Below are 26,152 nucleotides of genomic sequence, written 5' to 3' on the forward strand. Positions count from 1 at the left end.
GTGAGGTGCTGAGCATGAGTTCGTTCGATCAAACGATGAAATTTAATTTTCCCGAAGAATCTATGGAACAAGAAGTAAAGCAAACTATGCTTCATGTTCATGCGGCACTAGAAGAAAAAGGGTATAATCCGATTAATCAGATTGTTGGTTATCTGCTGTCAGGTGATCCGGCATATATTCCTCGTCATCAAGAGGCTCGTAACAAAATTCGCAAGCTTGAGCGTGACGAAATACTAGAGGAACTTGTGAAGTTCTACATTAAAAAGAATAACGAGGCATAATGATGAGAATAATGGGTTTAGATGTTGGTTCTAAAACAGTTGGAGTAGCAATTAGTGATGCACTAGGATGGACTGCTCAAGGAATTGAAACTGTAAAAATCGACGAAGAAAACGATGAATTTGGTATGGACCGAATTCGTGAACTTGTCCAATCATATGGAGTAACGGAATTCGTTGTTGGATTCCCCAAAAATATGAACAATACTGTTGGCCCTAGGGGAGAAGCTTCTCAACGCTATAAAGAGCTATTAGAGGAGACCTTCTCATTAAAGGTAACATTATGGGATGAGCGTCTAACGACGATGGCTGCGGAGCGCTTGCTAATTGAAGCAGATGTCCGCCGCAAAGATCGAAAAAAAGTTATTGATAAGATGGCTGCGGTTATGATCCTTCAAGGATTTTTAGACCGAAAACAATTATGAGGTGAATATATTATGACAAACGAACAAGAACAAGAACAACGCAATATCACAGTGGTAGATGAAGAGGGCAACGAACAATTATGTGAAGTACTTCATACATTTGACTCAGAAGAATTCGGTAAATCTTACGTACTTTACTACGTAATTGGTACTGAAGATGAAGAAGGCGAAGTAGAAATCTTTGCATCAGCATTCACTCCTTCTGAAGATGGTCAAGACGGTGAATTAGCACCAATCGAAACAGAAGCTGAATGGGATTTAATCGAGCGAGTTGTAAATGAGCTTGATGAAGATATCGACGCTGAATAATTTTTAATTTAAACAAGAGGTGAAAAGCATGTCAAATGAACAAGAACACGATCATAAACATATTCATCTAATCGATGAAGAAGGCAACGAACACACATATGCCGTGCTGTATGAATTCTCAGTAGATGCTACTGAACAATCATACGTTCTTTATTATGAAGAGGGCGTTGCAGAGGGCGAACAAGTAGAAGTTTTCGCTGCTAAAACTATATTATCAGAAGACGGTGAACTTGAATCGATTGAAGAAATCGAAACAGATGAAGAGTGGGATATGGTAGAAGAAGTATTGAACACGCTTGACGCTGAATTCGGTGAAGAGTAATCTGTAAGCCTTTATGAAAGCGGAATGGTTTTTTCATTCCGCTTTTTCTTTATGATAATAGTTTAAATAAGTAATAGGAGGACAGCTAGTGGACCAGGAATCTCAAAAAAAAGCAATGTTAGAGAAAATGAAAGAACACAAAAAGGAAGTAAAAACCGTTCGGAAGATTGTTTTCATTGTTGCTTTAATCGTTATTGTTGTTACAGCCTTAATTGGTACGAGCGTGTATTTTTATGTTTCTAGTGCATTAAAACCTGTTGATCCTGATTCTAACAAGTCAGTGAAGGTTGAGGTGCCAATAGGCTCTACGGTCGATTCTATCGCTACCACTCTTGAGAAAAAGAACATTATTAAAGATGCTAAAGTTTTTAAATACTACACAAAATTTAAAAATGAATCAGAGTTCCAAGCGGGCTCTTATAAATTAACAAAATCAATGACAATTGATGAAATTATTCAAAGTTTGAAAACAGGTAAGGTCTATCGTCAACCAGCTTTCTCTCTCATCATTCCAGAAGGTTTGACTCTAGACCAAATTGGCAATCGCGTTGCTAAAAGTACGAAGTATTCTTCAGATGAATTTATGAAGCTTGTAACAAGCAAATCTTTTGTTAAGAAGATGAGAGCTAAATATCCAGAACTGATTACGAAAAAAGTAAGTAATAAAAATATTCGTTATGCACTAGAGGGTTATTTATATCCAGCAACCTATGCCTTTTTTGAGGAAGAACCTTCTTTAGAAGAAATTGTAGATCAAATGATTGCTCAAACAAATACAGTTGTAACGCAATATAGTGACCAGTTAAAAGAAAAAGGTATGTCTGTTCATGAATTTTTAACATTTGCCTCATTACTTGAACGTGAAGCTACTGCTAAAACTGACCGAGAAACAATTGCAAGTGTTTTCAATAACCGACTTGAAGCGGATATGCCGTTACAAACAGACCCGACAGTTTTATATGCATTAGGTGAGCATAAAGACCGTGTCTTATATAAAGACTTAGAGGTAGATCATCCTTATAACACTTATAAAGTGAAAGGTTTACCACCTGGACCGATAGCCAATGCAGGTAAAGAATCATTAGATGCGGCAATTAGCCCAGCTGAAACACCATACTTGTATTTCTTAGCGGATAAAAATGGTATCAATCATTTTGCTGAAAAGTACGAAGAACATCTAAAGAATGTTGACAAATATATTAAGTAACAAACTGTAGAAGAAAAGCACCACTCGCTTTTCTTCTATTTTCATGATAATATAAAGTGTATTTTTGATACTTAAGGAGCTATGAAAGTATGAACATTTCGGATTCATATATTCAATCCTTCATCCAACCAAGATCAGAATTGCTAATGGAGATGGAACGCTTCGCTGAAGAGAACCATGTACCAATTATGCAATTACCTGCAATCGAGATATTGCTTCAAATGCTGCGTATACAACAGCCATCATCTATTTTAGAAATAGGGTCAGCCATTGGCTATTCCGCTATTCGTATGGCAGAGACATTACCACAATGCCAGGTTGTGACGATTGAACGTGATGCCCTACGCATTCAACATGCAAAACAATTTATCGCACAATCGGTTGCTAAAGAGAATATTGAGTTACTTGAAGGGGATGCGTTAGAAGTGGATGTGGAAAGTAATCATCCAACTTTTGATGCTGTTTTTATTGATGCGGCAAAAGGTCAGTATCAACGCTTTTTCGACAAATATAGTCCCCTAGTTCGTTCTGGCGGTATACTATATATCGATAATATGTACATGCATGGCCTATCAGATTTAGATATGAAGGAAGTACCAAGAAGAAAAAGAACAATGATCCGTAACCTACATCATTTTGCAGACTGGATTATTAATCATCCTGATTACAAATCCACATTCTTCCCAGTAGGGGACGGTTTATTGATATGTATAAAGAGGTGACCATTCATGAAGAAACCTGAATTACTCGTTACACCACAATCTGTTGAGCATGTTGAAGCACTCATCCAAGCTGGAGCGGATGCTTTTTTAATAGGTGAACAACAATTCGGTCTACGTTTAGCAGGTGAATTTTCAATAGAACAAGTAGCTGCAGCAACTGAGAAAATTCATGCAGCAGGTAAAAAAGTCTATGTAGCGATGAATGCTATTTTCCATAATGACAGAGTAGATGAACTTGCACCGTATATGCGAAAATTAGCGGAAATTGGTGTAGATGCAATCGTTTTCGGTGATCCTGCTATGATTATTGCACGACGTGAAGCAGAAGTGACGATTCCACTACATTGGAGTCCGGAAACTATTGCAACAAACTGGTTCCAAGCTGACTATTGGGGTAAACGTGGAGCAACGCGTACAGTTTTAGCTCGAGAGTTAAGCATGGATGAAGTAATTGAAATTAAAGAAAACACAAAATTTGAAATCGAAGTACAAGTTCATGGTATGACTTGTATGTTCCAATCAAAACGTTCTTTACTGGGTAACTATTTCTTATATCAAGATAAAGCGATGGAAGTTGAAAACCGTAAAGAAAATCGTAATATGTTCTTACATGATGACGAACGTAATAATAAATATCCAATTTATGAAGATTTAAATGGTACACACATTTTCAGTCCGAATGATTTGTGTATTATTGATGAATTAGATGAGTTATTTGAAGCGGGAATTGATTCATTTAAAATTGAAGGTGTACTGCAATCACCTGAATATGTTGTTACTGTGACAGAATGTTACCGTAAGGCAATCGATGCTTATGCGGAATCAGCTGACAGCTATTTCGATATTAAAAATGACTTATTAGCAAAAATTGAAGAAATTCAACCAGCAATTCGTCCATTAGATACTGGATTCTACTTTAAGGAAACAGTCTATTAAGAAAGGAGAGGTTCACTTTGACAATCATACAAAATGATCGTATCAGCGAAATCATTGATGGCAAAAGAGTCATCGTGCGAAAACCTGAATTATTGGCACCAGCAGGTAGCTTAGAGAAATTAAAAATAGCTGTACACTACGGTGCAGATGCTGTTTTCATCGGCGGACGCGAATTTGGTTTGCGTTCAAATGCGGGCAACTTCTCCATTGACGAAATGCGTGAAGGTGTTGAATTTGCAAAAAAATACGGCGCTAAAATTTATGTCACAACAAATATCTTTGCGCATAATGAGAACATGGACGGTCTTGAAGAATACTTACGTGACCTAGAATCAGCAGGTATTACGGGTATTATCGTGGCAGATCCGCTTATTATTGAAACATGTCGTGAAGTAGCACCGAAGATTGAGATTCATTTAAGTACACAGCAATCTCTATCCAACTGGAAAGCAGTACAGTATTGGAAAGAAGAAGGTTTACACCGAGTTGTATTAGCTCGTGAAACAAGTGCTGAGGAAATCAAGCTAATGAAAGAAAAAGTGGATATCGAAATCGAGTCTTTCGTTCATGGTGCGATGTGTATCGCCTATAGTGGACGTTGTGTGTTATCTAACCATATGACAGCACGTGATTCTAACCGTGGTGGTTGTTGTCAATCATGCCGTTGGGATTATGATTTATATGAAGTAGAAGATGGCGTTGAAAAACCATTGTTTACTGAAAATGATGAAGCATTTGCTATGAGTCCAAAAGACTTAAAACTAATCGAATCTATTCCGAAAATTATTGAGCTTGGAATCGATTCATTAAAAGTAGAAGGTCGTATGAAGTCCATTCATTACGTAGCAACAGTTGTGAGCGTATATCGTAAAGTAATGGATGCATACTGTGCAGACCCAGATAACTTCAAAATCGATAAAGCTTGGTTAGAGGAACTAGATAAATGTGCTAATCGTGAAACAGCTTCATCTTTCTTTGAAGGAGAGCCAAGTTACGAGCAACAAATGTTTGGAGAGCATGGTAAACAAACGAAATATGATTTCGTCGGTATGGTGCTTGATTATGATAAAGAAACAAAAATGGTTACATTGCAACAACGTAACTTCTTCAAACCAGGTGATGAAGTGGAATTTTTCGGTCCTGAAATTGAAAATTTTCGAGTAACACTAGATGAAGTTTGGGATGAGGATGGCAATGCACTAGACGCAGCACGTCATCCGTTACAAATTGTTCGCTTTAAATGTGAACAAGAATTATTCCCACATAATATGATGCGTAAGGAGACCCGATAATGAGTAAAAAACGTCCTGTTGTAATTGGGATTGCCGGTGGTTCGGGTTCAGGGAAAACGAGTGTTACACATGCTATTCATGATGTATTTAAAGAACACTCTGTTGTTGTTATTGAACAAGACTATTATTATAAAGACCAAAGTCATTTAGAGTTTGAACAACGTTTATCTACAAACTATGATCATCCTAATGCCTTTGATACAGATTTATTAATTGAAGATGTCAAACGTCTATTAAATAGACAAGCTATAGAAAAACCAGTGTATGACTATGCACTACATACACGTGCAAAAGAAACAATTCATATCGAACCACAAGATGTAATTATTTTAGAAGGAATTTTAGTTTTAGAAGATGAGCGTCTACGAGATTTAATGGATATAAAATTATTTGTGGATACTGATTCCGACTTGCGTATTATTCGTCGAATAGTTCGTGATATTAATGAACGTGGCCGCTCAATTGATTCTGTAGTTGACCAATACTTATCTGTTGTCCGTCCAATGCACAATCAATTCATTGAACCAACGAAGCGATATGCTGATATTATCATCCCTGAGGGTGGTCAAAATGAAGTAGCAATCGATTTAATGGTTACAAAAATTAAAACAATTCTTGAATCTGAAACTATTGTGTAATATGATATTTATGGATTGGCAATATTTTCATAAAAACTATGTCGCATTCTTTTCATAGAAGCGGCATAGTATTTTTATTAAGTAGTGAATTATCTAAGGAGTGAAATACTTTGTCAAATGAAAAACAATACCCAATGACAGCGGCGGGTAAACAGAAATTACAAGATGAATTAGAGTACTTAATCTCAACGAAACGTAAAGAAGTAGTAGAGCGTATTAAAATAGCTCGCAGTTTCGGCGACCTTTCTGAAAACTCTGAGTATGATGCAGCGAAGGATGAGCAAGGATTTGTTGAAGGTCGTATCACGATTCTTGAAGCAATGATTCGTAATGCTGTTATTATCACAGAAGACCAACAGAGTAATGATTTTGTAGCAATTGGTAAAACGGTTACATTTTTAGAGCTTCCAGATGGCGATGAAGAAACTTACACTATCGTAGGTTCTGCAGAAGCAGACCCAATCGAAGGTCTTATCTCTAATGACTCACCAATCGCTAAAGGTCTTCTAGGCCGTAAAGTCGGAGAAGAGTTAAAAGTTACTACTCCTGGTGGAGACATGGACGTACGTATCATCACAATAAAATAAAATGATTATGCAAAAAGGCTTATTCTAAATGGATAAGCTTTTTTTGTTTGGGACAATGAAACAATTCGTGTTACGATATAGGAGAGATTTTACACAGGGGGAATCAAAATGGCTGAGACGAAACGTCGATACAACCCACAACCTAATCGACCACAAGATAAAAAGAAAAAAATGGATAAAGTATTAAATGGACTAATAGGTGTCGTTGTACTACTTATACTTGTAGTAGCGACTATGATTATACTAGGTGACAAATCGGATGACAAAGACACTGCAAAAGAGACGGATAAAATGCAGCAAGAGAAACCTGTTATTAAACAACCTGCAGAAGAAGAGGAAGATGAGTCAGACGAACCGGAAGAACCAACTGACACGGAAGACAATGACGAAGAGAATGATAATGTAGATGATAATAATGTAGATGATTCTACTAGTACTGAAGAAGATACAGAGAGTAATAACTCAGTAGATCAAACACAAACAGATAGTAATACTTCTACAGATAACAACTCAAATTCATCAGAAGATAAAACAAATAGCTCAACAGCGAAAAAAGAAGATTCGGATGATCCAATTGTCAAAGAAGTCATCAAAGACTCTAACTGGAAACCAACTGCTACAGCTCAAAAGGAATCTGGTGCACAGCATAATTCTAGTTACGATTCTAATTCAACAGACTGGAAAGAGAAGGTAGCTACGCTTGCTTCAACAACCGGTTTAAATGAAGATGAAATGATTGTTTGGTATCTTAAAAATGGTGGAAGTCCTGATACAGCAATAGGGACTGTTTCATCAAAAGATAAAAAAGATAAGTACCGTGTTTATATGAAATGGGTAAAGAATAAAGGCTGGAAACCAACAAAAATGGAAGTACTTAATACTTTACCAAACACAAATTAATAATCTCTTTTAAGAAATTGAAAAGGCGTCCAACCTCACTCTTGACGGATGGACGCCTTTTGTTTTATGTTTAGAGAAGTGTCGAAAAAAAGAAAGGCGGAGAATTATGAAAATCGCAGTTATTGGTGCAATGGAAGAAGAAGTAGAACTTCTACGTGCAACACTTGAAAATACAACTTCAACAACAATCGCAAACAGTGAATATACAACAGGTACATATAAAGGGCATGAGGTTATTTTACTTAAAAGTGGAATTGGTAAAGTCAATGCAGGGATGTCTACGACAATTCTATTGCATCAATTCAAACCTGATGTTGTAATTAACACAGGTTCAGCAGGTGGCTTTGATGAGAACTTAGAAGTTGGAGCTGTTGTCATCTCTGATGAAGTACGACATCATGATGTAGATGCTACTATCTTCGGTTATGAAATGGGTCAAGTACCACAAATGCCTGCTGCTTTTAAATCAGATGAGAAACTGCGCAAAGTTGCTGAGGAAGCCGTATCGGAGCTTGGAGAGCATCAATTTGCAACAGGGCTTATTTCAACAGGCGATTCATTTATGAACGATCCTGAACGTGTAGCGCTTGTTAGAAGCCATTTCCCGCAAATGAAGGCAGCTGAAATGGAAGCGGCAGCAGTAGCGCAAGTGTGTCATCAATTCGGTACACCATTCGTTGTTATTCGAGCTTTATCTGATATTGCAGGTAAAGAATCGAATATTAGTTTTGAGGAATTTTTACCAGTGGCTGCAAAACATTCAACTGAAATCGTATTACGCGTTATTGAAAAGCTTTAATGTTCACAATTACGCCTACTATTTGACAGAAGTTGTTCATATATCATCAAATCTAAAGAACATCCTAATGGTAAAATAGTTGTAGGGATGCTACACATTAATCTAGGGATGTTAGGGGGATTTGGCATGGTATTTTTAATGGCAGGAGCAATGGCGATTACGGCGATTGCTAGTTTAATTATTACAGCTGAAACAACTGACTAACTAAAATAACTTGTAAGCTCTCTCTGAGATGCCTCTCAGAGGGAGTTTTTTTCATGTTTAAAATATTGATAGAGTTTAATCAATGCACGTTTTTCAATACGAGAAACGTAACTTCTAGAAATACTTAGTTTTTTTGCAATTTCTTTTTGAGTCAAAGGTTCAAACGTGCCTAATCCATAGCGATTTTGAATGATTTCTAGTTCCCGTTCATCCAATTTATCGAGATGTCTATATAAATGCTGTTCCTCCTCTTGTTGTTCAATCTGTACATCAGTTGGTCGTTCATCACTTTGTAGTAAGTCTGTTATTTCTAATGCGTTACCGTCTTTATCAGTACCTATTGGTTCATATAAAGAAACATCTTTTTGTACTTTTTTCTGAGCTCTTAAGAACATCAGTATTTCATTTTCAATACAGCGTGCGGCATAAGTAGCTAAGCGTGTTTTCTTATCTGGTGTAAAGCTACTAACAGCTTTCATTAAACCAATAGTTCCGATGGAAATGTAATCATCAAGTTGCTCGTGTTTCGGATGAAATTTTTTCACGACATGGGCGACAAGACGCATGTTTCTTTCGACAAGTTCAAGTTTCGCTTGTTCATCACCTGCTAAATAGCGCTCCAAACAAAGGGCCTCTTCTTCCTTTGAAAATGGTTGAGGGAACGCCTGACCTTTCAAGTAGCCGACAAGTGTGGGTATTTCCATCCAAAATTGGATGATGGCAGTTAATAAAGTACTCATTTCAGACATCCTTTCTGTCATCGTTCATCAATATATGACAGCATGTGGTTGTCTAAGTACGTAAAAAAGCGCCCAATTTAATTGGACGCTTTAGAAATTGCTTTAAACTTTTTTTAAAGAAAAAGTACTTATCATTAAAATAGATAAAATCGGGAACAAAAACATGTAAAATACCGTTGAAAGTATAGAGATAAAAAAGAATGAGGCAGTTAAGATAGCACCTGCAGCTGTAATAGGCAGGCCAGTGAAAAAGCCATTCGATTCTGTAATGTTGAAACGGGCTAGTCTAAATGCACCGCAAGCCATATACATGACAGTCACTACCATTCCGACTGTGCCAAATTGGCTCACTACCACTTCGTACATTAATAACGCAGGGGCAACGCCGAATGATATAATATCACTCATTGAGTCAAGTTGTTTACCTAATGCCGATTCCTGGTTATATTTTCGTGCTACTTTTCCATCGTAGCGATCTAGCAGGGCAGCTATAAAAATAAATAACACACTGTATTCGTATGATTCATTGATGGTAGCCATAATTGACGCACCACCAAAAGATAGGTTTCCAATAGTGATTAAGTTTGCTAAATGTGATTTCATTTTTTTAACTGTGGTATCCACCATGTGAAGTAAAAACAATGGACAACACTCCTTTGTTATTCAGTATTAGAACATTATACTTCTTTTATAAGTTTCCGTAAATCTTTTTCGAAATGGAGGACAATGCATGATGAAAGAAAAACTTTATCAAAAAGCAATTGAACTAACGAATGGTAAATGGTCTTCGGTGCTATTAAAACGCTTTACCACATCGGCTATAAGTAAGAAGATAATACCGTCCTATATAGATATATACGATATTGAAACGGACGAGGTTTCAAAAAATATGCAATCTTTTACGAGTTTACATGATTTCTTCACACGTAAGCTCGTGTCAGAAGCAAGACCAATTGATCATAATCCAGAAATGTATGTAAGTCCTGTTGATGCAAAAATTGAATCGTTTGGGACGATAGAAAATAATACATCGTTTTTTGTAAAAGGGAAAACCTATGATTTAGTTGACCTTTTAGGTAAGGAAGAGCATGCGAAAACATTCGAAAATGGCCAATATATTGTTTTTTATTTAAGTCCTAGAGATTATCACCGTATTCATAGTCCGATTGATGGGAAAGTTGTTCGCCAATATACACTGGGAGCGAAGTCATATCCAGTTAACGGCACTGGTCTTACATATGGTAATAAGCCGATTTCAGGCAATTATCGTAGTGTTACAGAGCTAAAAACGAATAATGGCGCGCATTGTGAAGTGATAAAAGTTGGCGCAATGTTCGTAAATTCTATTCAATTGACGAATACGTCGGACACTTGGGAAAAGGGAGAGGAAGTTGGTTATTTCACTTTCGGTTCGACAGTTGTCATGATATTTGAAAAGAATCGTGCTGCATTCCTTGAAAATGTTGTGAAAGATGGACGGATTCGTGTGGGAGAAGCGTTCGCACATATGTTATAATCGATAAAGTGAATTAAAGAGAATACGTCTAGTTTAGTGAGTAAACACTAAATAACGTTGACTATGATAGATAAGGGGAACATGATTTGTATAACTTTTTAATGCCAAAAGAATTTGTCACATCTATTTACGAAATTACACCTGACAAACTAAAGCAACTTGGTGTTCGCGGAATTATTACAGATTTGGATAATACACTTGTCGAATGGGATCGTCCAGATGCGACAGAAAAGCTAATCGAATGGTTGAAAACAATTCGTGAAGCAGGTATTCAAGTAATGATCGTTTCAAATAACAAAGAGCTTCGTGTAAAAGCATTTGCAGATCCGTTAGAGCTACCATATATCTTTAATGCTCGTAAGCCTATGGGTAATGCGTTTAAGCGAGCTTTAAAAAGACTGAATATGCAGCACCATGAAGTTGTCATGGTAGGCGATCAAATGCTGACTGATGTCCTTGGTGGAAATCGTCTTCGCATACACACTATTCTTGTGAAGCCAGTTGCACTTTCTGATGGCTTTGTCACACGCTTTAATCGCATGGTCGAAAGACGTGTCTTTAATTATTTGAAAAAACATGGTGTCAAAACTTGGGAGGAATAAATAAATGAATGAAATGCCAAATTGTATCGGCTGTGGAACAATTATTCAAACAGACGATTCAAAAGCGCCAGGTTATGCACCGGCTTCATCTCTTGAAAAAGAAAGTATCATCTGTCAACGATGCTTCCGTTTGAAAAATTATAATGAATTACAACCGGTAGCATTAACGGATGATGATTTCTTACGTATTTTAAACGGTTTAGGCCAACAAAATGGCTTAATCGTTAAAATTGTTGATATTTTTGATTTCAATGGAAGCTGGTTACCGGGCTTACACCGTTTTGTAGGTAATAACCCTGTATTATTAATTGCCAACAAAGCCGATTTATTACCAAAGTCAGTGAAAAAACAAAAAGTTGTTAACTGGCTAAAGCAAGAGGCGAAGAAATTAGGATTAAAACCAATTGACGTTATGCTTGTGAGTGCACATAAAGGAATGGGCATGCAAGAAGCAATGGCTGCTATCGATGAATATCGTCGTGGACAAGATGTATATGTAGTTGGTTGTACGAATGTTGGTAAATCAACTTTTATCAACCGTATTATTAAGCAAGCAACAGGTGAAAAAGAAGTGATTACGACATCTTATTTCCCTGGAACAACTTTAGATATGATTGAAATTCCTTTAGAGGATGGTAAAGCAATCTTTGATACTCCTGGAATTATTAATCATCATCAAATGGCACATTATTTAGATCCGTCTGAACTTAAATATATTATGCCGAAAAAAGAAATAAAACCAAAAGTATTCCAATTAAATGAAGGCCAGACATTATTTGTTGGTGCATTAGCACGTTTTGATTTCATACAAGGTGCTCGTGCTGCATTCACTGTTCATATTGCAAATGATTTACAGATTCATCGTACAAAATTAGAAAAAGCAGATGACTTATATGAAACCCATAGAGGTGAGTTATTAGCTCCACCTTCTGAAAAGTATATCGATCAATTGCCAGAGTTAGTGCGTTATGAATTCTCTATTAAAGAAGCGAAAACAGATATCGTCTTTTCTGGTTTAGGTTGGATTACCGTTCAAAATGCTAATGTTGTCATTGCAGCATATGCTCCTAAAGGTGTGGAAGTTCAAATTCGTCCATCTCTTATTTAGGAGGATTTTGATATGAAAAAATGGTTTGCAGTTATTGGAGATCCTATCGAACATTCGATGTCTCCAGCAATGCACAATCAATGGTTCTTAGAAGAAAATTTAGATGCAGCTTATTTACCAATCCATGTGTTACCCGAGCAATTAGAAGATGCTATAAAGTCTTTGGGAATGCTTGGAGCTAGTGGGTGGAATGTGACAATTCCGCATAAAACTGCGATTATCCCATTTCTAGATGAGCTTGATACAATGGCGAAAAAAATGGGTGCTGTGAATACGGTTGTTCGACAAGCGGATGGCAAATTAAAAGGCTATAATACAGATGGTCTAGGCTTTGTACGTTCACTGGAAGAAGCAATTGGCGACACGCACCGTGATGGCCGGGTGCTCTTAATTGGAGCTGGTGGTGCAGCGAGAGGTATTGCCTTTGCGCTGCAACACACTGGTTATCAAACGATTACGATTGCCAACCGCACTGTAGCGAATGCAGAACAAATCTGTCAGGAGTTAAGTAGTAGTGCAAATGCAATTACACTAAAGGAAGCAGAAGCAACTTTAGGTGATTATGATATTTTAATTCAAACAACACCAGCTGGTCTGAAAAATGGTTCATTACAACTGCCATTTGAACTAGATCAGCTCTCAACTAAAGCAATTGTGGCGGATATTGTGTATAATCCTTTAATGACGCCTTTTTTACAGGCGGCAGAACAACGCGGGGCAAACGTGGTGACAGGATTAGGAATGTTCGTTCATCAAGGTGCTTTAGCATTTAATCATTGGTTAGGACAGTTCCCGAATACGACTTCTATGAAAGAGTCGTTAACGGAGCAATTAGGAGGAAATAATGTTAACAGGTAAACAAAAACGTTTTTTACGTGCGGAAGCACATCATTTAAATCCAATTTTCCAAGTAGGTAAAGGCGGAGTGAATGACGCATTAATTAAACATATTAAAGAAGCAATTGAAGTACGCGAATTAATGAAAGTTCGTATTTTAGATAACTGTGAAGAAGATAAGCATGAAGTAGCAGAAGCATTAGCTAAAGGTGCTCGTGCAGAACTTGTGCAATTAATTGGATTAACAGTTGTATTATATAAAGAATCTCGCGATAACAAACGTATTGAATTACCAAAATCTAAATAAGGATTTGGTTTTATGCGACGAATTGGTTTATTAGGTGGTACGTTTAATCCACCTCATAATGGACATTTAATAATGGCAAATGAAGTATATGATGCACTTGGGCTAGATGAAGTAAGATTCATGCCTAATGCTATACCACCTCATAAGCAAACGACTAACGATGCCACGGCTGAAGACCGTCTGAAAATGACGGAGCTTTCTATTGCTTCATATGAGCACTTTAAACTTGAGCCTTTTGAGATAGAGAGTGGTGGCATTTCATATACGTATGAAACAATGAGGAAGCTAACTGCAAGTGAACCTGACTGTGAATTTTATTTTATAATCGGTGGCGATATGATAGATATGCTTGATCACTGGTATAAAATTGATGAACTGCTTAAGCTTGTGAAGTTCGTTGGTGTTAAACGTCCTCATTCGAAAGCAGAAACAACATACCCTGTGCAAATAATAGATGCGCCACTTATTGAGTTATCATCAACTATAATTCGTGAGCGTGTGAAGACAAATCGCACAATTACTTTTTTAGTACCAACAGAAGTTGAGCAGTATATACGAGAGGAAGGGTTATATGGAGCGCGATGAATTATTATTAGCGATGAAAGACCGTATGCCCGAAAAACGTTATATCCATACAATTGGTGTTACTGAAACGGCAATTACATTGGCAGAACGCTTTGGGAACGATCCGAAAAAAGCTGAAACGGCAGCAATTCTTCATGATTCATGCAAGTATGCTGATCGAGATTGGATGAAATCGAAAATTATCGATAAAGAGATGGATCCGACTCTATTAAAATACCATCATGAACTTTGGCATGCACCAATGGGAGCTTATGTTGCGAAAAAAGAATTTAATATAGAAGATCAAGACATTTTAAACGCCATCTCCTACCATACAACAGGACGTAAAGGAATGAGCGATTTAGAGAAGATTGTCTATATTGCAGATATGATAGAACCAAATCGTCGATATCCTGGTGTAGAAGACTTACGCGCTGCTGCAAAAGGTGACGATTTAAACGAAGTGATGATTGCGTGTATACGTCATTCCATCATGTTTTTAATAAACAAAAATCAGCCGGTATATCCGGATTCATTCAAATGTTATAACGATTTGATGTTAAAGAGAGGACAAGTGAAAGAATGACTAAAACTTTACTACAACTTGCATATAAAGCGGCAGACGACAAACGTGCGGAGGATATCGTCGTAATGAATATGCAAGGAATTTCACCATTAGCAGATCATTTTATCGTTTGTCATGCCAATTCTGACCGTCAAGTGCAAGCAATTGCACGTGAAATGGTAGATGTAGCACATAAAGAAGGCTATGAAGTAAAACGTTTAGAAGGTTTTGACGCAGCTCGCTGGATATTAGTAGATATGGGTGATGTTGTGGCACACGTATTCCACCGCGATGAACGTACTTTTTATAACTTGGAACGCTTATGGGGAGATGCTCCATTCGTCAATGTTGATGAGCTATGAGTAGTTACCAGCGTTTTGCCGAAGTATACGATACATTAATGACAGATATCCCTTACGATCAGTATGTAGATTGGGTAGTGAAACATGCGCCAAGTACAACAGCACCTAAATTATTGGATGTTGGTTGTGGTACTGGCATAATGGCTGCAAAATTTGCACGACAAGGATATATTGTTAGTGGTGTTGATTTATCGGAAGAAATGCTAGCGATTGCAAGTGAACGCTTTATGAAAAAACAACTTGCTATACCACTGTTTTGTCAATCAATGGACGAGCTAGATGGCTTTTCTGATTTAAATGTTGTCACAATTCCGATTGATTCTCTAAACTATTTAGAGGATGAAGAGGCTGTAGTGGCTACATTTGAACGCATTTATGCGGCACTTTGTGATGGTGGTCATTTATTCTTTGATGTTCATTCATTATTCAAAATGGATGCTATTTTCTTAGACGGTCCATTTACGTATGATGACGGAGAAATAACTTATATTTGGGATACAGAGGCTGGGGAAGCCCCGCATTCAGTACACCATGATATGACGTTTTATGTACAAGCAAATGAGCAACTTTTCGAACGATTTGAAGAGTACCATTACCAGCGTACATTCCCTGCTGAGCAATATGTTAAATGGCTTAATGACGCTGGATTTTCTAATGTGTCAATTACAGCAGATTATACGGAAGAAGCTCCAGATGCAGAATCTGAACGAATATTCTTCCATGCTGTGAAATAAACTCTTTTCAATTACAAAAAAATATTATAATATGGAATTAGCTTCGTATGTTATGCCTTCTGAAAAGAAAGGATGGTGCGGACTAATTCCTACTTTTTTGAAGCAGTATGGCAAAAAGTATCTCCTCCCAGGGATCTTAATTTTGTCGTGCTTTTTTTATTTCTACTTCTCCCAAAACCAGTCGGACACTCCCCAAACCGACATTTTCGAAACAATCCCAGAAAAAACAAAAACGGAAGAACCATCAAATACAGAGCAACAAGAGTCACAAAACATTATTGCAGATACATCTATTATTGTGGATGTCAAAGGTGCTGTCAAAAACCCTGGTGTCTACTCATTATCTGCAGACAGTAGGGTGATTGATGCGATTTTACTTGCTGGAGGCTATTCAAAAAATGCCGATTCAGTAAGTATCAACCATGCCCAGAGGTTGCAAGATGAAATGGTTATTTATGTACCCAAAATAGGTGAGGAGCCTTCGGAAGTACAAGCGATTGCTAGTGTTCAACAATCGACATCAATTCCATCTACTCAATCAGGTAATGTAAGTCAAACTAGTAGTCAGTCAGATAAGGTCAATTTAAATACGGCTGATGAAGCAGCACTTATGACTTTAAACGGAGTCGGCCCTTCAAAGGCAAAAGCGATTTTAAGTTATCGTGATGAAAGCGGTCCTTTTAAAACGATAGAAGATTTAAAAAATGTCACAGGAATTGGCGATAAAACGTTCGAAAATTTACGCGACTTTATTACTGTTCAATAAATGGTCCATTGACGGTTCTAGTTGGTTATGGCTAAATTTATAGTAGAACGACTTATTCAGGAGGCATTCATATGGAGCGTATTACTTGGGATCAATTTTTCATGGCACAAAGCCATTTATTAGCATTAAGAAGTACATGTACAAGGTTAGCAGTTGGTGCGACAATTGTGCGTGATAAACGTATTATTGCAGGGGGCTATAACGGTTCGATTTCTGGAGATGATCATTGTATCGACAAAGGATGTTACGTTGTGGATAACCATTGTGTTCGTACAGTGCATGCAGAGACAAACGCATTATTGCAATGTGCAAAATATGGCACATCAACAAATGGGGCAGATTTATATGTGACGCATTTCCCTTGTCTCCCTTGTACAAAATCTATTATTCAATCAGGGATTAATAATTTATATTACGCAACGGATTACAAAAACAACGAATATGCTATTGAATTGTTTAAGCAAGCTGGCGTTAATGTGGTACATGTTCCTTTTGATGATCGTAAGATTGACTTCTTAAGCAATGAAAAAATGGCACTGTACGTCGAACTATTAAATAAGTTACGTGACAGCGGTGCTTCAAATGAGGAATTGGCACCTTTTGAAGAGAAGGTGAAAGAGCTATTTGGTTTACAAATATCCGACATAAAATAATCTACTTTGCTTTGCCGATTCTATTAGCAACGATAGCTGCTCATGAATCGGTAAAGTTACTATTTATACTAATCCCCTATAGTGTTTGTCTATATTTTAAAAAAGAAAAGATAGCCATAATACTATGTATCATTGTTGTTACTCTCTCCTCTTATAGTTATTTCTCACATATTTTATCTGCAAGACTTACCCCTATTCCGAACGAATTAAATATTACTTGGACCGATCAATATAAGGTGAATGGACAAAAGCTAAGAGGCTTTGCAATATTACCAAATGGTCAAAAAGTATATATTATTTTCACTCTCCAATCAGAACAGCAAAAGAAGAAATTTGAAGAGCAATCATTAAGTGGTACAGTTTTTCAAGTTTCAGGAGAATTAGTTGAACCTTCGATGCCTGCACATCGTTACGCTTTTTCTATGGCAAAATATATTGAAAGCAATAGTGCGCAAGGAATTTTTGAAGTTAAGAGTTTTCGATTTGTGAAAAAAGAAAATACACTCTCTACATTTTTCGCAGAGCAAAGGTTTAAAGTGAAAAAACATATAGAAAATACATTTCCGGAAAGTTTAGTAGCTGAAGCACAGTCGCTTTTAATTGGTGAACGTGAAAATGTCGATATGGATGTTGAGCGGGCGTATCAGAAACTTGGAATAACACATCTATTTGCTATCTCAGGCTTGCACGTTGGGCTCGTTTCGATGCTTGTGTATGAATTATTACTAAGGTTGCGTATACGCAGAGAACATGCGACATGGGTTCTTATTATAGCGTTACCTATTTATGCTTGCTTAGCAGGTGGTGCGCCGTCTGTTTGGCGGGCGGTGTCGGTCGTAGAGCTTGTAATGCTAAGTAGAGTTGTTTCGAATCGTTTAGCAATTGATGATGCACTAGCATTGAGCTTTATTGGGTTTGTGCTATTGCAACCAAGTGTAGTATTTCAAATAGGTTTTCAGTTATCTTATTTGGCGACTCTCTCGCTATTATTTTCGGGGCATATATTTTCTTTAGCGAAAAATACTTGGCAACAATCCTTTGCGATTACCTTCGTTTGCCAGCTACTCGTCTATCCATTGCTTTTATATCATTTCTTTGAAATCAGCTTATCATCATTCATTGCAAATATTTTTTTTGTCCCGTTATTTTCATTTGTCGTGCTGCCAGTAAATTTATTATTATTACTGCTAACATATATGGCAAATCCTTTAGCTCGCCTTTGTTTTGTCATTTATGAACCTGCTCGTGAGTTATTGTCAGAGGTTATTATGTGGTTACAGGCTATCCCATATCAAATGTGGGCTCCTGGAAGACCCTCTTTCTGGCTCTTACTTTTAGCATTTGTTAGTGTCGTCACAGTATTAATACAGTTAGAACAGAGGAGGCATTTGTTTCTTATTACTTTGACACTTTTATTTCCTGCATTTTTAATTCATGAAAGTCCTTCTTGGCATAGGGATTTAAAAATTATATTTTTAAGCGTTGGACAAGGAGACTGTACCATAATTGAATTACCGTTTCGTAAGAAAATTTATGTCATAGACACTGGGGGAGTACTGAGGTTTGATCAGGAGGCGTGGAAGGAGTCTAGGAAGCCTTATGAGGTTGGGAGAGGGATTGTTGTTCCTTATTTAAAAGGAAGTGGTATACGGGCTGTAGATACGCTTATATTAACACATGCTGATGCAGACCATGCTGAAGGTGCTGAAGAAGTTATGGAAGAAATTCGAGTAAAGGCGATTCATGTCTCCCCAAATTCTTGGCAAAAATCAGTTATGAAAGATGTTGTAGACATTGCACAAAAGGAGCGTATTTCAATTCATGAGCAAATGGCAGGGAGAAGTTGGGTGCAAGGAGACACTACATTAATTTATTTATCTCCAAATGATTTGATTTATGAAGGCAATGACGATTCTCTTGTCTTATTGTTACAACATTCAAGTTTTCAAGCTTTGTTCACAGGTGATTTAGAACAATCGGGGGAAATGGCCTTGATAGATAATTATTCAGATTCTATTACAGATATGGACATTTTGAAAGTGGGGCATCATGGCAGCAAGACGTCTTCAACTGAACCATTCTTAAAATTAGTACAGCCCCGTTTATCAATAATTTCTAGTGGGTTAAATAATCGCTACGGTCATCCGAATAAGGATGTTGTTGCGAGGTTTGAAGAGATGAAGTTACCAACTTTAAATACGGCAGAAGTGGGGACAATTGAAGTAACGGTTACCAAGAATGGATTTATAGTTTTTAAAACAATAGATCTGCACAAACAGAAAAAGACATTATCAAATTGATAATGTCTTTTTAACTGTATCTTATAGAGCTGCGTAATCGATGACAGTCGCAATGATGAAAATAAGTGCGAAAAATACGAATGATACGCCAAAACCTACTCCTGAGTCGATTGCGTCGTTACGCTTTGATTGAACGTTTTCTTCAAATGGATTCATTGCTACCCCTCCTAATTCTCATTAATTATACGGTATGCCTATTAAAAAAGCTATATTGAAAAGGTAAAAATAGATGCCTGCACCAGAATGACACAATTTGTTCAAACTCACAAAATGAGAAAATTACGGTATACTATAACCAATGTCAATTAGAGGTGAGACTATGTTTTCAACATTATGGAAAAGTATAAAAAAGGGAGATTTACAGCCAGTCTATTTACTTGCAGGCGTAGAGTCTTATTTTATAGATGAAACAATTAGGCGTATTAAAACGAAACTTGATGAAGATGGAGATATTGAAACAATCACTATTGATTTGGATGAACAACCAGTTGATTATGTGATAGATGAATCTGATACGATCCCATTCTTCTCAAGTCAAAAACTAATCATTGCAAAAAATGCATCGTTCTTAAAAGCAACAGAAAAGGGTAAAGAGAAAATTGACCATGATTTAAAACGCTTAGAAAAATGGCTAGATCATCCGTCAGATACATCGATTACAATTTTCATTGCACCTTATGAAAAACTTGATGAGCGTAAAAAAGTAACGAAGTTAATGAAAGATAGAGCGGTTTATATGCTTGCTGAAACACCAAAAGAAAATGATTTAATGGTTTGGGTGCAAAATGAAGTAAGTCAGCAACAAAAAACAATCGACCAAGATGCTATTAGTAAATTAATCGAGCTAGTAGGTATGGACATGCTTCATTTACAGTCAGAGATAGAAAAGTTGAGCTTATATTTAGGTGATGAAAATACAATTACACAAGCTCTAGTCGAGGAAATGGTTGCGAAAACGCTTGAGCAAGATGCTTTTAAGATGCTCAATGCTTATTTACACAGAGATGTTTCTAGTGCTTTAACGATTTACCATGATCTTATTCGTCAAAAACAAGAGCCAATTGCGCTAGTAGCTTTACTTGCATCCCAGATTCGTTTAATGTCGAATGTATATTATTTACTGAAAAAGGGATATCATTCGCAACAAATTGCAAAACAACTAAAGGTGAATCCTTATCGAGTTAAACGAATAGTTGAAGAGCGTCGAAAAATTTCAGAGGATAGTTTGCTAAAAGCATTATTTGGATTAAGTGAAGTTGATTATCAGTTAAAAACAATGAGTGGTAGAAGAGAGCGTTATTTAGAATTATTTATGATGAGACCAATATAAGAGGAAGCATTCTCTGTTGTTAGTGTTAAAGACTGTATAGAAATTTAAATTTCTATACAGTCTTTTTATATTGATATATAACGTAATAGATAAGACCGTTGATTACCGCTACAGTGGACGCATTCCGCGGGCGGGCGCCAAGTCGCTTCGTCGCTACGCTCCTGCAGGGTCTTGGACTGTACCGCTTTTCCCGCAGGAGTCGCCACCTCCGCTCCATTCAACTACACATGTAATACAAAACAAATCTTCATTGGATTGTTAAATAAGTCTTAATTGCTATTTTCTTTAAAAAGAATAAATCATTAAATTTTATAAGAACTTTTTTGCTAAATAATCCTTATGTACCTAATATAGCTGTTACTGCAATACTCCATACAATCAAAAGAAATGATGTTGTAAGCCAAAATGTATTCGTAGCAGTTTTTTCATCTCTCTTTATTTTTTTTAGGATTGCCACGAGATTTATACAAAAAATAATGCTTAAAATTGGAGTTAAGTAAAAACTAATGAAGATAAATGTTATATCCATGCACAACACCTTCTTTCCAAATAAGTCCCTAAAACCGTACAAAGTACCTTTTGGTAATGAATTATAGTTTTTATTATAACGATATTTCCTTATATTGAAAGATTTTAAAAAAATGGTTAATTAGAGTTTATTTGAATAAAATAATGTGAAGGTGATTGAATGAATCCAAATAGCAACAAATAGTGTTGAAGAGATTTCGGTATACTAATACGAAATCACTTTATGTAGCCAAGTTGTACGGAGTTGTTCTTTTTCGTTAACAACAATTTGCTTTAATGTAATTCTTATAAAATATTTAAATTTTAAACACAAAAAAAGACTAGAGAAATATCTCTAGTCCCTTTGAATCCATTATGGATTAAGCTTTTTTCATTAAACGAGCTTTTTGACGAGAAGCTGCGTTTTTGTGGATTAAGCCTTTAGATGCTGCTTTATCTAATGATTTAACAGCTACGCTTAAAAGTTCTTTTGCGTTATCTTCTTTAGCAACTAAAGCAGTTTCAGCTTTTTTCACAGCAGTACGCATAGCAGATTTCACTTGCGAATTTTGTGCATTAACTTTTGCGTTAGTTTTTACGCGTTTGATAGCAGATTTAATATTTGGCATTAACTTTCACCTCCTAAAAAGGATCGAGATGAGTAAATTCTCAACTGTTTCAAGTGTCTATACAACAGTCATCATTTTAGCAAATCACAGTATAAAAATCAAGCATCAAATGCAAAGAATATTTACTTGACAGTTAGAGCAAAATAAAAAGTGAGGTGATTAGTTTGGAAAACAATAAATGGTATCGTACAGATTTAGTAGATGAGACGGAAGAATTTATTAATCATAAGACCGCAGAAGAGCGGGAAACATTACGCGAATCCACAGGTATTAAGGTATTAGAGGAAGAGCGTGGACGAGTTAAAATTACACGTGTAGATGTTGATTCGAGTGGCGCAGAAGAAATAGGAAAGAAAGAAGGGACTTATTTTACTTTTACCGTTCCGACATTAACGCCAGATGATGAGGAAGGGTTCAAGCAACTAGGTGAAGTTTTAGCAGAGGAATTGACAACACTTCATCCTTTTATTAAAGATAACAAGGACGGCAAAGTACTTATCATCGGACTAGGGAATAAGACGATTACACCCGATGCAGTAGGGCCGTTAGCTATTGATGAGCTACAAAATAGTGCCACATCGATTCAAGAGCGTTGTATTATTTATGCACCCGGCGTAACAGGGCAGACTGGCTATGAAACGAGTTCCTTTATAAAAGCATTAGCTGAGCAAATAAAACCTGCACTAGTTATTGTTGTAGATGCACTTGCTACAAGAGCAAGTAACCGACTTTGTAAAACCATTCAAATGACAGATACGGGAATTCATCCTGGATCTGGTGTAGGTAATATGCGTAAAGAAATTTCAAAAGAAACAATTGGTTGTCCTGTAACTGCAATAGGCCTACCTACTGTTGTCGATGGACCAGTACTTATCGCAGATGCTGTCGATACACTTTTCCAATCTATTGCAGCCAAAATACAGGAAAAAAATAGCCCATCCTCCGCTTTGTCCGTAACACCATGGAGACCATCAGACACGTCAAAAGTAGATTTAGAAGTGATTAAACCAATTTTTGGTGAATGGTCGACTTGGCCTAAAGAAGAACGTCTACAGCTATTTGAAGAGTCTCTCGTAGGGCACGACCGATTATTCGTAACACCGAAAAACATAGATGAGTGGGTACACAACTATGCATACCTGATTTCTGATACGTTAACGGAATGGATTGAAAGTACGTAGAATGTTCTAATTAGCTCTCCTCCTCCATACATTGATAGGAGGAGGGGGATGTTATATGCGACGGAAAATGCAAATGTGGATTGGTCTTCTATGCTTTTTCTTTATGCTTCCAATTATTACTGTGAAGTTACCAATCTGGCCACAGCAAGAGGCAACAACAACATCATCAAAACAAGATACGAAAATAGTCTATGCCGCCAATACTGCCACTGAAAAAAATGCTTTGATAAATAATAAGGACGCTTCATTTAAAACACTAATATATTTCACACATTCCCATGAAGCTTACTATCCTATTTTGAAAAGCCAGAAACAGAAAATAACAGCCTATCATAATGCAACTAATGTTTTGCAACTAGGTTCAGTCATTGAAGCTCATTTTAAACAAAATGATCTCTCAACTGATATTTTACAAGTTGATACGATGACAGAAATGCAGAAGAAAAATATATCATTATATAAAGCGTATGATGCTGTAAGGCCATATGTGAAAAAACAATTAGATAAAAAAGAATATGATTTGGTGTTAGATTTCCATCGTGATTCAGCAAATAAAAAAGCTACAACCACTACCTTTGATGGCGAAAAATACGCACGTATCGCTATTGTTCTTGGTGCTGAAAATAAACAATACAAATTTAATGAAGCCTACGCGGACCAATTATCTGCGCAATTAAATCAACTAGTTCCTAATATCTCTAGAGGTGTTATGAAAAAAGAAGGTTCAGGTGTAAATGGTATATATAACCAAGACCTTTCGAAAAACCTACTAGTCGTTGAATTAGGTGGAGTAGATAATACAGAAGACGAATTAAACCGTACCATTGCCATTTTAGCAAGAGCAATTTCGGAAGCATTTTCAAATCAAACTTCATCATAATATTGCATAAAATAGCTGTTCACTGCTATAATTCAAAATAGTTTATATAGGAGTGGACACGCATGAACAGAGAAGAACGTTTGAAACGACAAGAAAATATTAGAAATTTCTCCATTATTGCTCATATTGACCACGGGAAATCAACATTAGCAGACCGTATATTGGAAACTACAAAAAGTTTAACTTCCCGTGAGATGAAAAATCAGCTTCTAGATTCTATGGATTTAGAAAGAGAACGTGGCATTACCATCAAATTAAATGCAGTTCAATTACATTATCAAGCTAGAGATGGAGAGATTTATACATTCCATTTAATCGATACCCCTGGACACGTCGATTTCACATACGAAGTATCTCGTAGTCTTGCAGCTTGTGAAGGTGCTATTTTAGTTGTCGATGCAGCTCAAGGTATTGAAGCACAGACACTTGCGAACGTATATTTAGCTTTAGACAATGATCTTGAAATTCTTCCTGTTATTAATAAAATTGATTTACCTTCAGCAGATCCAGAACGCGTACGTCAAGAAGTAGAAGATGTCATCGGTTTAGATGCATCTGAAGCAGTACTTGCTTCTGCTAAAGCAGGTATCGGAATTGAAGATATTTTAGAACAAATTGTTGAAAAAGTACCAGCGCCTACAGGTGATCCAGATGCACCTCTTAAAGCTTTAATTTTCGATTCTTTATATGATTCATATCGTGGGGTAATTACTTACATCCGAGTTGTAGAAGGAACAGTTAGAGCAGGCGATAAAATTCGTATGATGGCAACTGGAAAAGAATTTGAAGTTGTTGAAGTGGGTGTATCAACACCTAAGCCAACACTATGCAAAGAATTAACTGTTGGTGATGTGGGTTTCTTAACAGCATCTATCAAAAACGTAGGGGATACACGCGTAGGGGATACAATTACTTTAGCAAACAACCCTGCTACAGAACCTTTAGCTGGTTACCGTAAGTTAAATCCTATGGTTTACTGTGGTTTATATCCAATCGATACGGCTAAGTACAATGATCTTAGAGATGCATTAGAAAAGCTAGAGCTAAACGACTCAGCATTACAATATGAACCTGAAACATCACAAGCTTTAGGCTTCGGATTCCGATGCGGTTTCTTAGGTTTACTTCATATGGAAATCATTCAAGAGCGTATTGAACGTGAATTCAAAATCGATCTGATCACTACTGCACCTAGCGTAATCTACCATGTGCAGATGACAGACGGTTCTGAAGTTCAAGTGGACAATCCGTCAATGATGCCAGATCCACAAAAAATCGACCGTATTGAAGAACCATATGTAAAAGCAACAATTATGGTACCTAACGATTATGTTGGAGCTGTTATGGAAATTTGCCAACGCAAACGTGGTAATTTCATGACAATGGATTACATTGATTCTACTCGTGTAAGTATTTACTATGAGATTCCACTTTCTGAAATCGTTTATGATTTCTTTGACCAATTAAAATCAAGTACGAAAGGCTATGCTTCATTTGATTACGAATTAATAGGCTATCAACCATCTAAATTGATGAAAATGGATATCCTTTTAAATGGTGAACAAGTCGATGCACTAAGCTTTATTGTACACAACGATTTTGCATATGAACGTGGTAAAGTCATCGTTGAAAAACTAAAAAATCTTATTCCACGTCAACAATTTGAAGTGCCAATTCAAGCTGCAATCGGTCAAAAAATTGTGGCGCGATCAACTATTAAAGCGATGCGTAAAAACGTTTTAGCTAAATGTTACGGTGGCGATATCTCTCGTAAACGTAAACTTTTAGATAAACAAAAAGAAGGTAAAAAACGCATGAAGCAAGTAGGTTCAGTTGAAGTACCCCAAGAAGCATTCATGGCTGTACTTAAAATGGACGATGACACGCCTAAAAAATAATATTAATTTATCAGTATGATAAATGAACATAACTAAGCGGTTGTGCGTATGGAG

General features: G+C 36.7%; 33 protein-coding genes. 28 read left to right on the forward strand and 5 right to left on the reverse strand.

What is annotated here, in order from left to right:
- The first annotated feature begins 14 nt into the window (after window positions 1-14).
- The 12 genes from MHH85_RS03885 to mtnN all read left to right on the forward strand — a co-directional run bounded on the left by MHH85_RS03885 (window position 15) and on the right by mtnN (window position 8,415).
- Window positions 15-281, forward strand: coding sequence for an IreB family regulatory phosphoprotein (locus MHH85_RS03885; RefSeq protein ID WP_038187270.1), 267 nt, complete (start codon window positions 15-17; stop codon window positions 279-281).
- A gap of 2 nt (window positions 282-283) precedes the next feature.
- On the forward strand, window positions 284-703 hold the full coding sequence (gene ruvX, locus MHH85_RS03890) for a Holliday junction resolvase RuvX (RefSeq protein WP_193741042.1): 420 nt from the start codon (window positions 284-286) through the stop codon (window positions 701-703).
- Between the two features lie 12 nt (window positions 704-715).
- Complete coding sequence (locus tag MHH85_RS03895) at window positions 716-1,012, forward strand: DUF1292 domain-containing protein (protein WP_193740532.1); 297 nt, start codon at window positions 716-718, stop codon at window positions 1,010-1,012.
- 28 nt (window positions 1,013-1,040) lie between these two features.
- Window positions 1,041-1,334 carry a DUF1292 domain-containing protein gene (locus MHH85_RS03900; RefSeq protein WP_038187247.1) on the forward strand — a complete coding sequence of 98 codons (294 nt, stop codon included), beginning with the start codon at window positions 1,041-1,043 and terminating at the stop codon, window positions 1,332-1,334.
- Window positions 1,335-1,422: 88 nt separating this feature from the next.
- Window positions 1,423-2,541 (forward strand): endolytic transglycosylase MltG, encoded by a 1,119-nt coding sequence (gene mltG, locus MHH85_RS03905; RefSeq protein WP_193740531.1) that lies wholly within the window; start codon window positions 1,423-1,425, stop codon window positions 2,539-2,541.
- 89 nt (window positions 2,542-2,630) lie between these two features.
- Window positions 2,631-3,263, forward strand: a complete 633-nt coding sequence (locus MHH85_RS03910; RefSeq protein WP_193740530.1) for an O-methyltransferase — start codon at window positions 2,631-2,633, stop codon at window positions 3,261-3,263.
- Window positions 3,264-3,269: 6 nt separating this feature from the next.
- Entirely contained in the window at window positions 3,270-4,199 is a 930-nt protein-coding gene (locus MHH85_RS03915) for a peptidase U32 family protein (protein WP_340706001.1), read from the forward strand.
- A 17-nt stretch (window positions 4,200-4,216) separates the two neighbouring features.
- Complete coding sequence (locus tag MHH85_RS03920; RefSeq protein WP_340706002.1) at window positions 4,217-5,491, forward strand: peptidase U32 family protein; 1,275 nt, start codon at window positions 4,217-4,219, stop codon at window positions 5,489-5,491.
- Window positions 5,491-6,129: a uridine kinase gene (gene udk / locus MHH85_RS03925; protein ID WP_038187236.1), complete on the forward strand. Its 639-nt coding sequence runs from the start codon at window positions 5,491-5,493 to the stop codon at window positions 6,127-6,129. The genes MHH85_RS03920 and udk overlap by 1 nt, the downstream gene beginning before the upstream one ends.
- Before the next feature lie 110 nt (window positions 6,130-6,239).
- A complete protein-coding gene (gene greA, locus MHH85_RS03930) occupies window positions 6,240-6,716 on the forward strand; it encodes a transcription elongation factor GreA (RefSeq protein ID WP_053416429.1) in 477 nt (158 codons plus the stop codon).
- 108 nt (window positions 6,717-6,824) lie between these two features.
- Window positions 6,825-7,616, forward strand: coding sequence for a YrrS family protein (locus MHH85_RS03935; RefSeq protein WP_193740527.1), 792 nt, complete (start codon window positions 6,825-6,827; stop codon window positions 7,614-7,616).
- Window positions 7,617-7,722: 106 nt separating this feature from the next.
- Entirely contained in the window at window positions 7,723-8,415 is a 693-nt protein-coding gene (gene mtnN, locus MHH85_RS03940; RefSeq protein WP_193740526.1) for a 5'-methylthioadenosine/S-adenosylhomocysteine nucleosidase, read from the forward strand.
- A gap of 239 nt (window positions 8,416-8,654) precedes the next feature.
- Here the strand turns inward: mtnN and sigK are convergent, their stop codons facing one another.
- Window positions 8,655-9,359: an RNA polymerase sporulation sigma factor SigK gene (gene sigK, locus MHH85_RS03945; protein ID WP_053416426.1), complete on the reverse strand. Its 705-nt coding sequence runs from the start codon at window positions 9,357-9,359 to the stop codon at window positions 8,655-8,657.
- Window positions 9,360-9,461: 102 nt separating this feature from the next.
- On the reverse strand, window positions 9,462-10,001 hold the full coding sequence (gene pssA / locus MHH85_RS03950; protein WP_193740525.1) for a CDP-diacylglycerol--serine O-phosphatidyltransferase: 540 nt from the start codon (window positions 9,999-10,001) through the stop codon (window positions 9,462-9,464).
- Window positions 10,002-10,092: 91 nt separating this feature from the next.
- Between pssA and MHH85_RS03955 the strand changes: the two genes are divergently transcribed.
- The 12 genes from MHH85_RS03955 (at window position 10,093) to MHH85_RS04010 (ending at window position 19,673) form a co-directional block, all read left to right on the forward strand.
- Window positions 10,093-10,875: a phosphatidylserine decarboxylase gene (locus MHH85_RS03955; protein ID WP_193741041.1), complete on the forward strand. Its 783-nt coding sequence runs from the start codon at window positions 10,093-10,095 to the stop codon at window positions 10,873-10,875.
- Between the two features lie 86 nt (window positions 10,876-10,961).
- Window positions 10,962-11,477 carry a YqeG family HAD IIIA-type phosphatase gene (locus MHH85_RS03960; protein ID WP_340706003.1) on the forward strand — a complete coding sequence of 172 codons (516 nt, stop codon included), beginning with the start codon at window positions 10,962-10,964 and terminating at the stop codon, window positions 11,475-11,477.
- Between the two features lie 4 nt (window positions 11,478-11,481).
- Window positions 11,482-12,585, forward strand: coding sequence for a ribosome biogenesis GTPase YqeH (yqeH, locus tag MHH85_RS03965; RefSeq protein ID WP_038187220.1), 1,104 nt, complete (start codon window positions 11,482-11,484; stop codon window positions 12,583-12,585).
- Between the two features lie 12 nt (window positions 12,586-12,597).
- Window positions 12,598-13,443, forward strand: coding sequence for a shikimate dehydrogenase (gene aroE, locus MHH85_RS03970; protein WP_340706004.1), 846 nt, complete (start codon window positions 12,598-12,600; stop codon window positions 13,441-13,443).
- Window positions 13,430-13,729 (forward strand): ribosome assembly RNA-binding protein YhbY, encoded by a 300-nt coding sequence (gene yhbY, locus MHH85_RS03975; protein WP_053416422.1) that lies wholly within the window; start codon window positions 13,430-13,432, stop codon window positions 13,727-13,729. Before aroE ends, yhbY begins: the two co-directional genes overlap by 14 nt.
- Window positions 13,730-13,741: 12 nt before the next feature.
- Window positions 13,742-14,314, forward strand: coding sequence for a nicotinate-nucleotide adenylyltransferase (locus MHH85_RS03980; protein WP_193740522.1), 573 nt, complete (start codon window positions 13,742-13,744; stop codon window positions 14,312-14,314).
- Complete coding sequence (gene yqeK, locus MHH85_RS03985; protein WP_053416420.1) at window positions 14,301-14,879, forward strand: bis(5'-nucleosyl)-tetraphosphatase (symmetrical) YqeK; 579 nt, start codon at window positions 14,301-14,303, stop codon at window positions 14,877-14,879. The genes MHH85_RS03980 and yqeK overlap by 14 nt, the downstream gene beginning before the upstream one ends.
- Window positions 14,876-15,220 (forward strand): ribosome silencing factor, encoded by a 345-nt coding sequence (rsfS, locus tag MHH85_RS03990; RefSeq protein ID WP_193740521.1) that lies wholly within the window; start codon window positions 14,876-14,878, stop codon window positions 15,218-15,220. Before yqeK ends, rsfS begins: the two co-directional genes overlap by 4 nt.
- Complete coding sequence (locus MHH85_RS03995) at window positions 15,217-15,954, forward strand: class I SAM-dependent DNA methyltransferase (RefSeq protein WP_340706005.1); 738 nt, start codon at window positions 15,217-15,219, stop codon at window positions 15,952-15,954. Before rsfS ends, MHH85_RS03995 begins: the two co-directional genes overlap by 4 nt.
- A 142-nt stretch (window positions 15,955-16,096) precedes the next feature.
- Window positions 16,097-16,720 (forward strand): helix-hairpin-helix domain-containing protein, encoded by a 624-nt coding sequence (locus tag MHH85_RS04000; RefSeq protein WP_340706006.1) that lies wholly within the window; start codon window positions 16,097-16,099, stop codon window positions 16,718-16,720.
- A gap of 71 nt (window positions 16,721-16,791) precedes the next feature.
- Window positions 16,792-17,373, forward strand: coding sequence for a ComE operon protein 2 (locus MHH85_RS04005; RefSeq protein WP_340706007.1), 582 nt, complete (start codon window positions 16,792-16,794; stop codon window positions 17,371-17,373).
- A 236-nt stretch (window positions 17,374-17,609) separates the two neighbouring features.
- Window positions 17,610-19,673: a DNA internalization-related competence protein ComEC/Rec2 gene (locus MHH85_RS04010; RefSeq protein WP_340706008.1), complete on the forward strand. Its 2,064-nt coding sequence runs from the start codon at window positions 17,610-17,612 to the stop codon at window positions 19,671-19,673.
- Between the two features lie 21 nt (window positions 19,674-19,694).
- On the opposite strand, the gene MHH85_RS04015 is transcribed toward MHH85_RS04010, so the two are convergent.
- Window positions 19,695-19,829, reverse strand: coding sequence for a YqzM family protein (locus MHH85_RS04015; RefSeq protein ID WP_038187184.1), 135 nt, complete (start codon window positions 19,827-19,829; stop codon window positions 19,695-19,697).
- Between the two features lie 163 nt (window positions 19,830-19,992).
- Between MHH85_RS04015 and holA the strand changes: the two genes are divergently transcribed.
- Window positions 19,993-21,003 carry a DNA polymerase III subunit delta gene (gene holA, locus MHH85_RS04020; RefSeq protein WP_340706009.1) on the forward strand — a complete coding sequence of 337 codons (1,011 nt, stop codon included), beginning with the start codon at window positions 19,993-19,995 and terminating at the stop codon, window positions 21,001-21,003.
- Window positions 21,004-21,340: 337 nt separating this feature from the next.
- On the opposite strand, the gene MHH85_RS04025 is transcribed toward holA, so the two are convergent.
- On the reverse strand, window positions 21,341-21,532 hold the full coding sequence (locus tag MHH85_RS04025) for a hypothetical protein (RefSeq protein ID WP_340706010.1): 192 nt from the start codon (window positions 21,530-21,532) through the stop codon (window positions 21,341-21,343).
- Window positions 21,533-21,890: 358 nt separating this feature from the next.
- The gene (rpsT, locus tag MHH85_RS04030) at window positions 21,891-22,139 is read right to left on the reverse strand and encodes a 30S ribosomal protein S20 (RefSeq protein WP_038187177.1); all 249 of its coding nucleotides are present in this window, start codon (window positions 22,137-22,139) and stop codon (window positions 21,891-21,893) included.
- Window positions 22,140-22,303: 164 nt separating this feature from the next.
- On the opposite strand from rpsT, the gene gpr reads away from it, so the two are divergent.
- The 3 genes from gpr (at window position 22,304) to lepA (ending at window position 26,098) form a co-directional block, all read left to right on the forward strand.
- A complete protein-coding gene (gene gpr / locus MHH85_RS04035; protein WP_340706011.1) occupies window positions 22,304-23,320 on the forward strand; it encodes a GPR endopeptidase in 1,017 nt (338 codons plus the stop codon).
- A 55-nt stretch (window positions 23,321-23,375) separates the two neighbouring features.
- The gene (spoIIP, locus tag MHH85_RS04040; protein WP_193740517.1) at window positions 23,376-24,200 is read left to right on the forward strand and encodes a stage II sporulation protein P; all 825 of its coding nucleotides are present in this window, start codon (window positions 23,376-23,378) and stop codon (window positions 24,198-24,200) included.
- Between the two features lie 62 nt (window positions 24,201-24,262).
- Window positions 24,263-26,098: a translation elongation factor 4 gene (lepA, locus tag MHH85_RS04045; protein WP_340706012.1), complete on the forward strand. Its 1,836-nt coding sequence runs from the start codon at window positions 24,263-24,265 to the stop codon at window positions 26,096-26,098.
- Window positions 26,099-26,152 lie beyond the last annotated feature (54 nt).

Origin of the sequence: Viridibacillus sp. FSL E2-0187 (assembly GCF_038006425.1) — a bacterium.
Classification (GTDB): domain Bacteria; phylum Bacillota; class Bacilli; order Bacillales_A; family Planococcaceae; genus Viridibacillus; species Viridibacillus arvi.

Excerpts from the sequence above, each read along its gene's own strand:
- MHH85_RS03885 (WP_038187270.1), top strand. The coding sequence starts at position 15 with ATGAGTTCGTTCGATCAAACGATGAAATTTAATTTTCCCGAAGAATCT.
- ruvX (WP_193741042.1), top strand. The coding sequence starts at position 284 with ATGAGAATAATGGGTTTAGATGTTGGTTCTAAAACAGTTGGAGTAGCA.
- MHH85_RS03895 (WP_193740532.1), top strand. The coding sequence starts at position 716 with ATGACAAACGAACAAGAACAAGAACAACGCAATATCACAGTGGTAGAT.
- MHH85_RS03900 (WP_038187247.1), top strand. The coding sequence starts at position 1,041 with ATGTCAAATGAACAAGAACACGATCATAAACATATTCATCTAATCGAT.
- MHH85_RS03910 (WP_193740530.1), top strand. The coding sequence starts at position 2,631 with ATGAACATTTCGGATTCATATATTCAATCCTTCATCCAACCAAGATCA.
- MHH85_RS03915 (WP_340706001.1), top strand. The coding sequence starts at position 3,270 with ATGAAGAAACCTGAATTACTCGTTACACCACAATCTGTTGAGCATGTT.
- udk (WP_038187236.1), top strand. The coding sequence starts at position 5,491 with ATGAGTAAAAAACGTCCTGTTGTAATTGGGATTGCCGGTGGTTCGGGT.
- MHH85_RS03935 (WP_193740527.1), top strand. The coding sequence starts at position 6,825 with ATGGCTGAGACGAAACGTCGATACAACCCACAACCTAATCGACCACAA.
- mtnN (WP_193740526.1), top strand. The coding sequence starts at position 7,723 with ATGAAAATCGCAGTTATTGGTGCAATGGAAGAAGAAGTAGAACTTCTA.
- sigK (WP_053416426.1), bottom strand. The coding sequence starts at position 9,359 with ATGAGTACTTTATTAACTGCCATCATCCAATTTTGGATGGAAATACCC.
- MHH85_RS03955 (WP_193741041.1), top strand. The coding sequence starts at position 10,093 with ATGAAAGAAAAACTTTATCAAAAAGCAATTGAACTAACGAATGGTAAA.
- yqeH (WP_038187220.1), top strand. The coding sequence starts at position 11,482 with ATGAATGAAATGCCAAATTGTATCGGCTGTGGAACAATTATTCAAACA.
- aroE (WP_340706004.1), top strand. The coding sequence starts at position 12,598 with ATGAAAAAATGGTTTGCAGTTATTGGAGATCCTATCGAACATTCGATG.
- yhbY (WP_053416422.1), top strand. The coding sequence starts at position 13,430 with ATGTTAACAGGTAAACAAAAACGTTTTTTACGTGCGGAAGCACATCAT.
- MHH85_RS03980 (WP_193740522.1), top strand. The coding sequence starts at position 13,742 with ATGCGACGAATTGGTTTATTAGGTGGTACGTTTAATCCACCTCATAAT.
- yqeK (WP_053416420.1), top strand. The coding sequence starts at position 14,301 with ATGGAGCGCGATGAATTATTATTAGCGATGAAAGACCGTATGCCCGAA.
- rsfS (WP_193740521.1), top strand. The coding sequence starts at position 14,876 with ATGACTAAAACTTTACTACAACTTGCATATAAAGCGGCAGACGACAAA.
- MHH85_RS03995 (WP_340706005.1), top strand. The coding sequence starts at position 15,217 with ATGAGTAGTTACCAGCGTTTTGCCGAAGTATACGATACATTAATGACA.
- MHH85_RS04005 (WP_340706007.1), top strand. The coding sequence starts at position 16,792 with ATGGAGCGTATTACTTGGGATCAATTTTTCATGGCACAAAGCCATTTA.
- MHH85_RS04015 (WP_038187184.1), bottom strand. The coding sequence starts at position 19,829 with ATGAATCCATTTGAAGAAAACGTTCAATCAAAGCGTAACGACGCAATC.
- holA (WP_340706009.1), top strand. The coding sequence starts at position 19,993 with ATGTTTTCAACATTATGGAAAAGTATAAAAAAGGGAGATTTACAGCCA.
- MHH85_RS04025 (WP_340706010.1), bottom strand. The coding sequence starts at position 21,532 with ATGGATATAACATTTATCTTCATTAGTTTTTACTTAACTCCAATTTTA.
- rpsT (WP_038187177.1), bottom strand. The coding sequence starts at position 22,139 with ATGCCAAATATTAAATCTGCTATCAAACGCGTAAAAACTAACGCAAAA.
- spoIIP (WP_193740517.1), top strand. The coding sequence starts at position 23,376 with ATGCGACGGAAAATGCAAATGTGGATTGGTCTTCTATGCTTTTTCTTT.
- lepA (WP_340706012.1), top strand. The coding sequence starts at position 24,263 with ATGAACAGAGAAGAACGTTTGAAACGACAAGAAAATATTAGAAATTTC.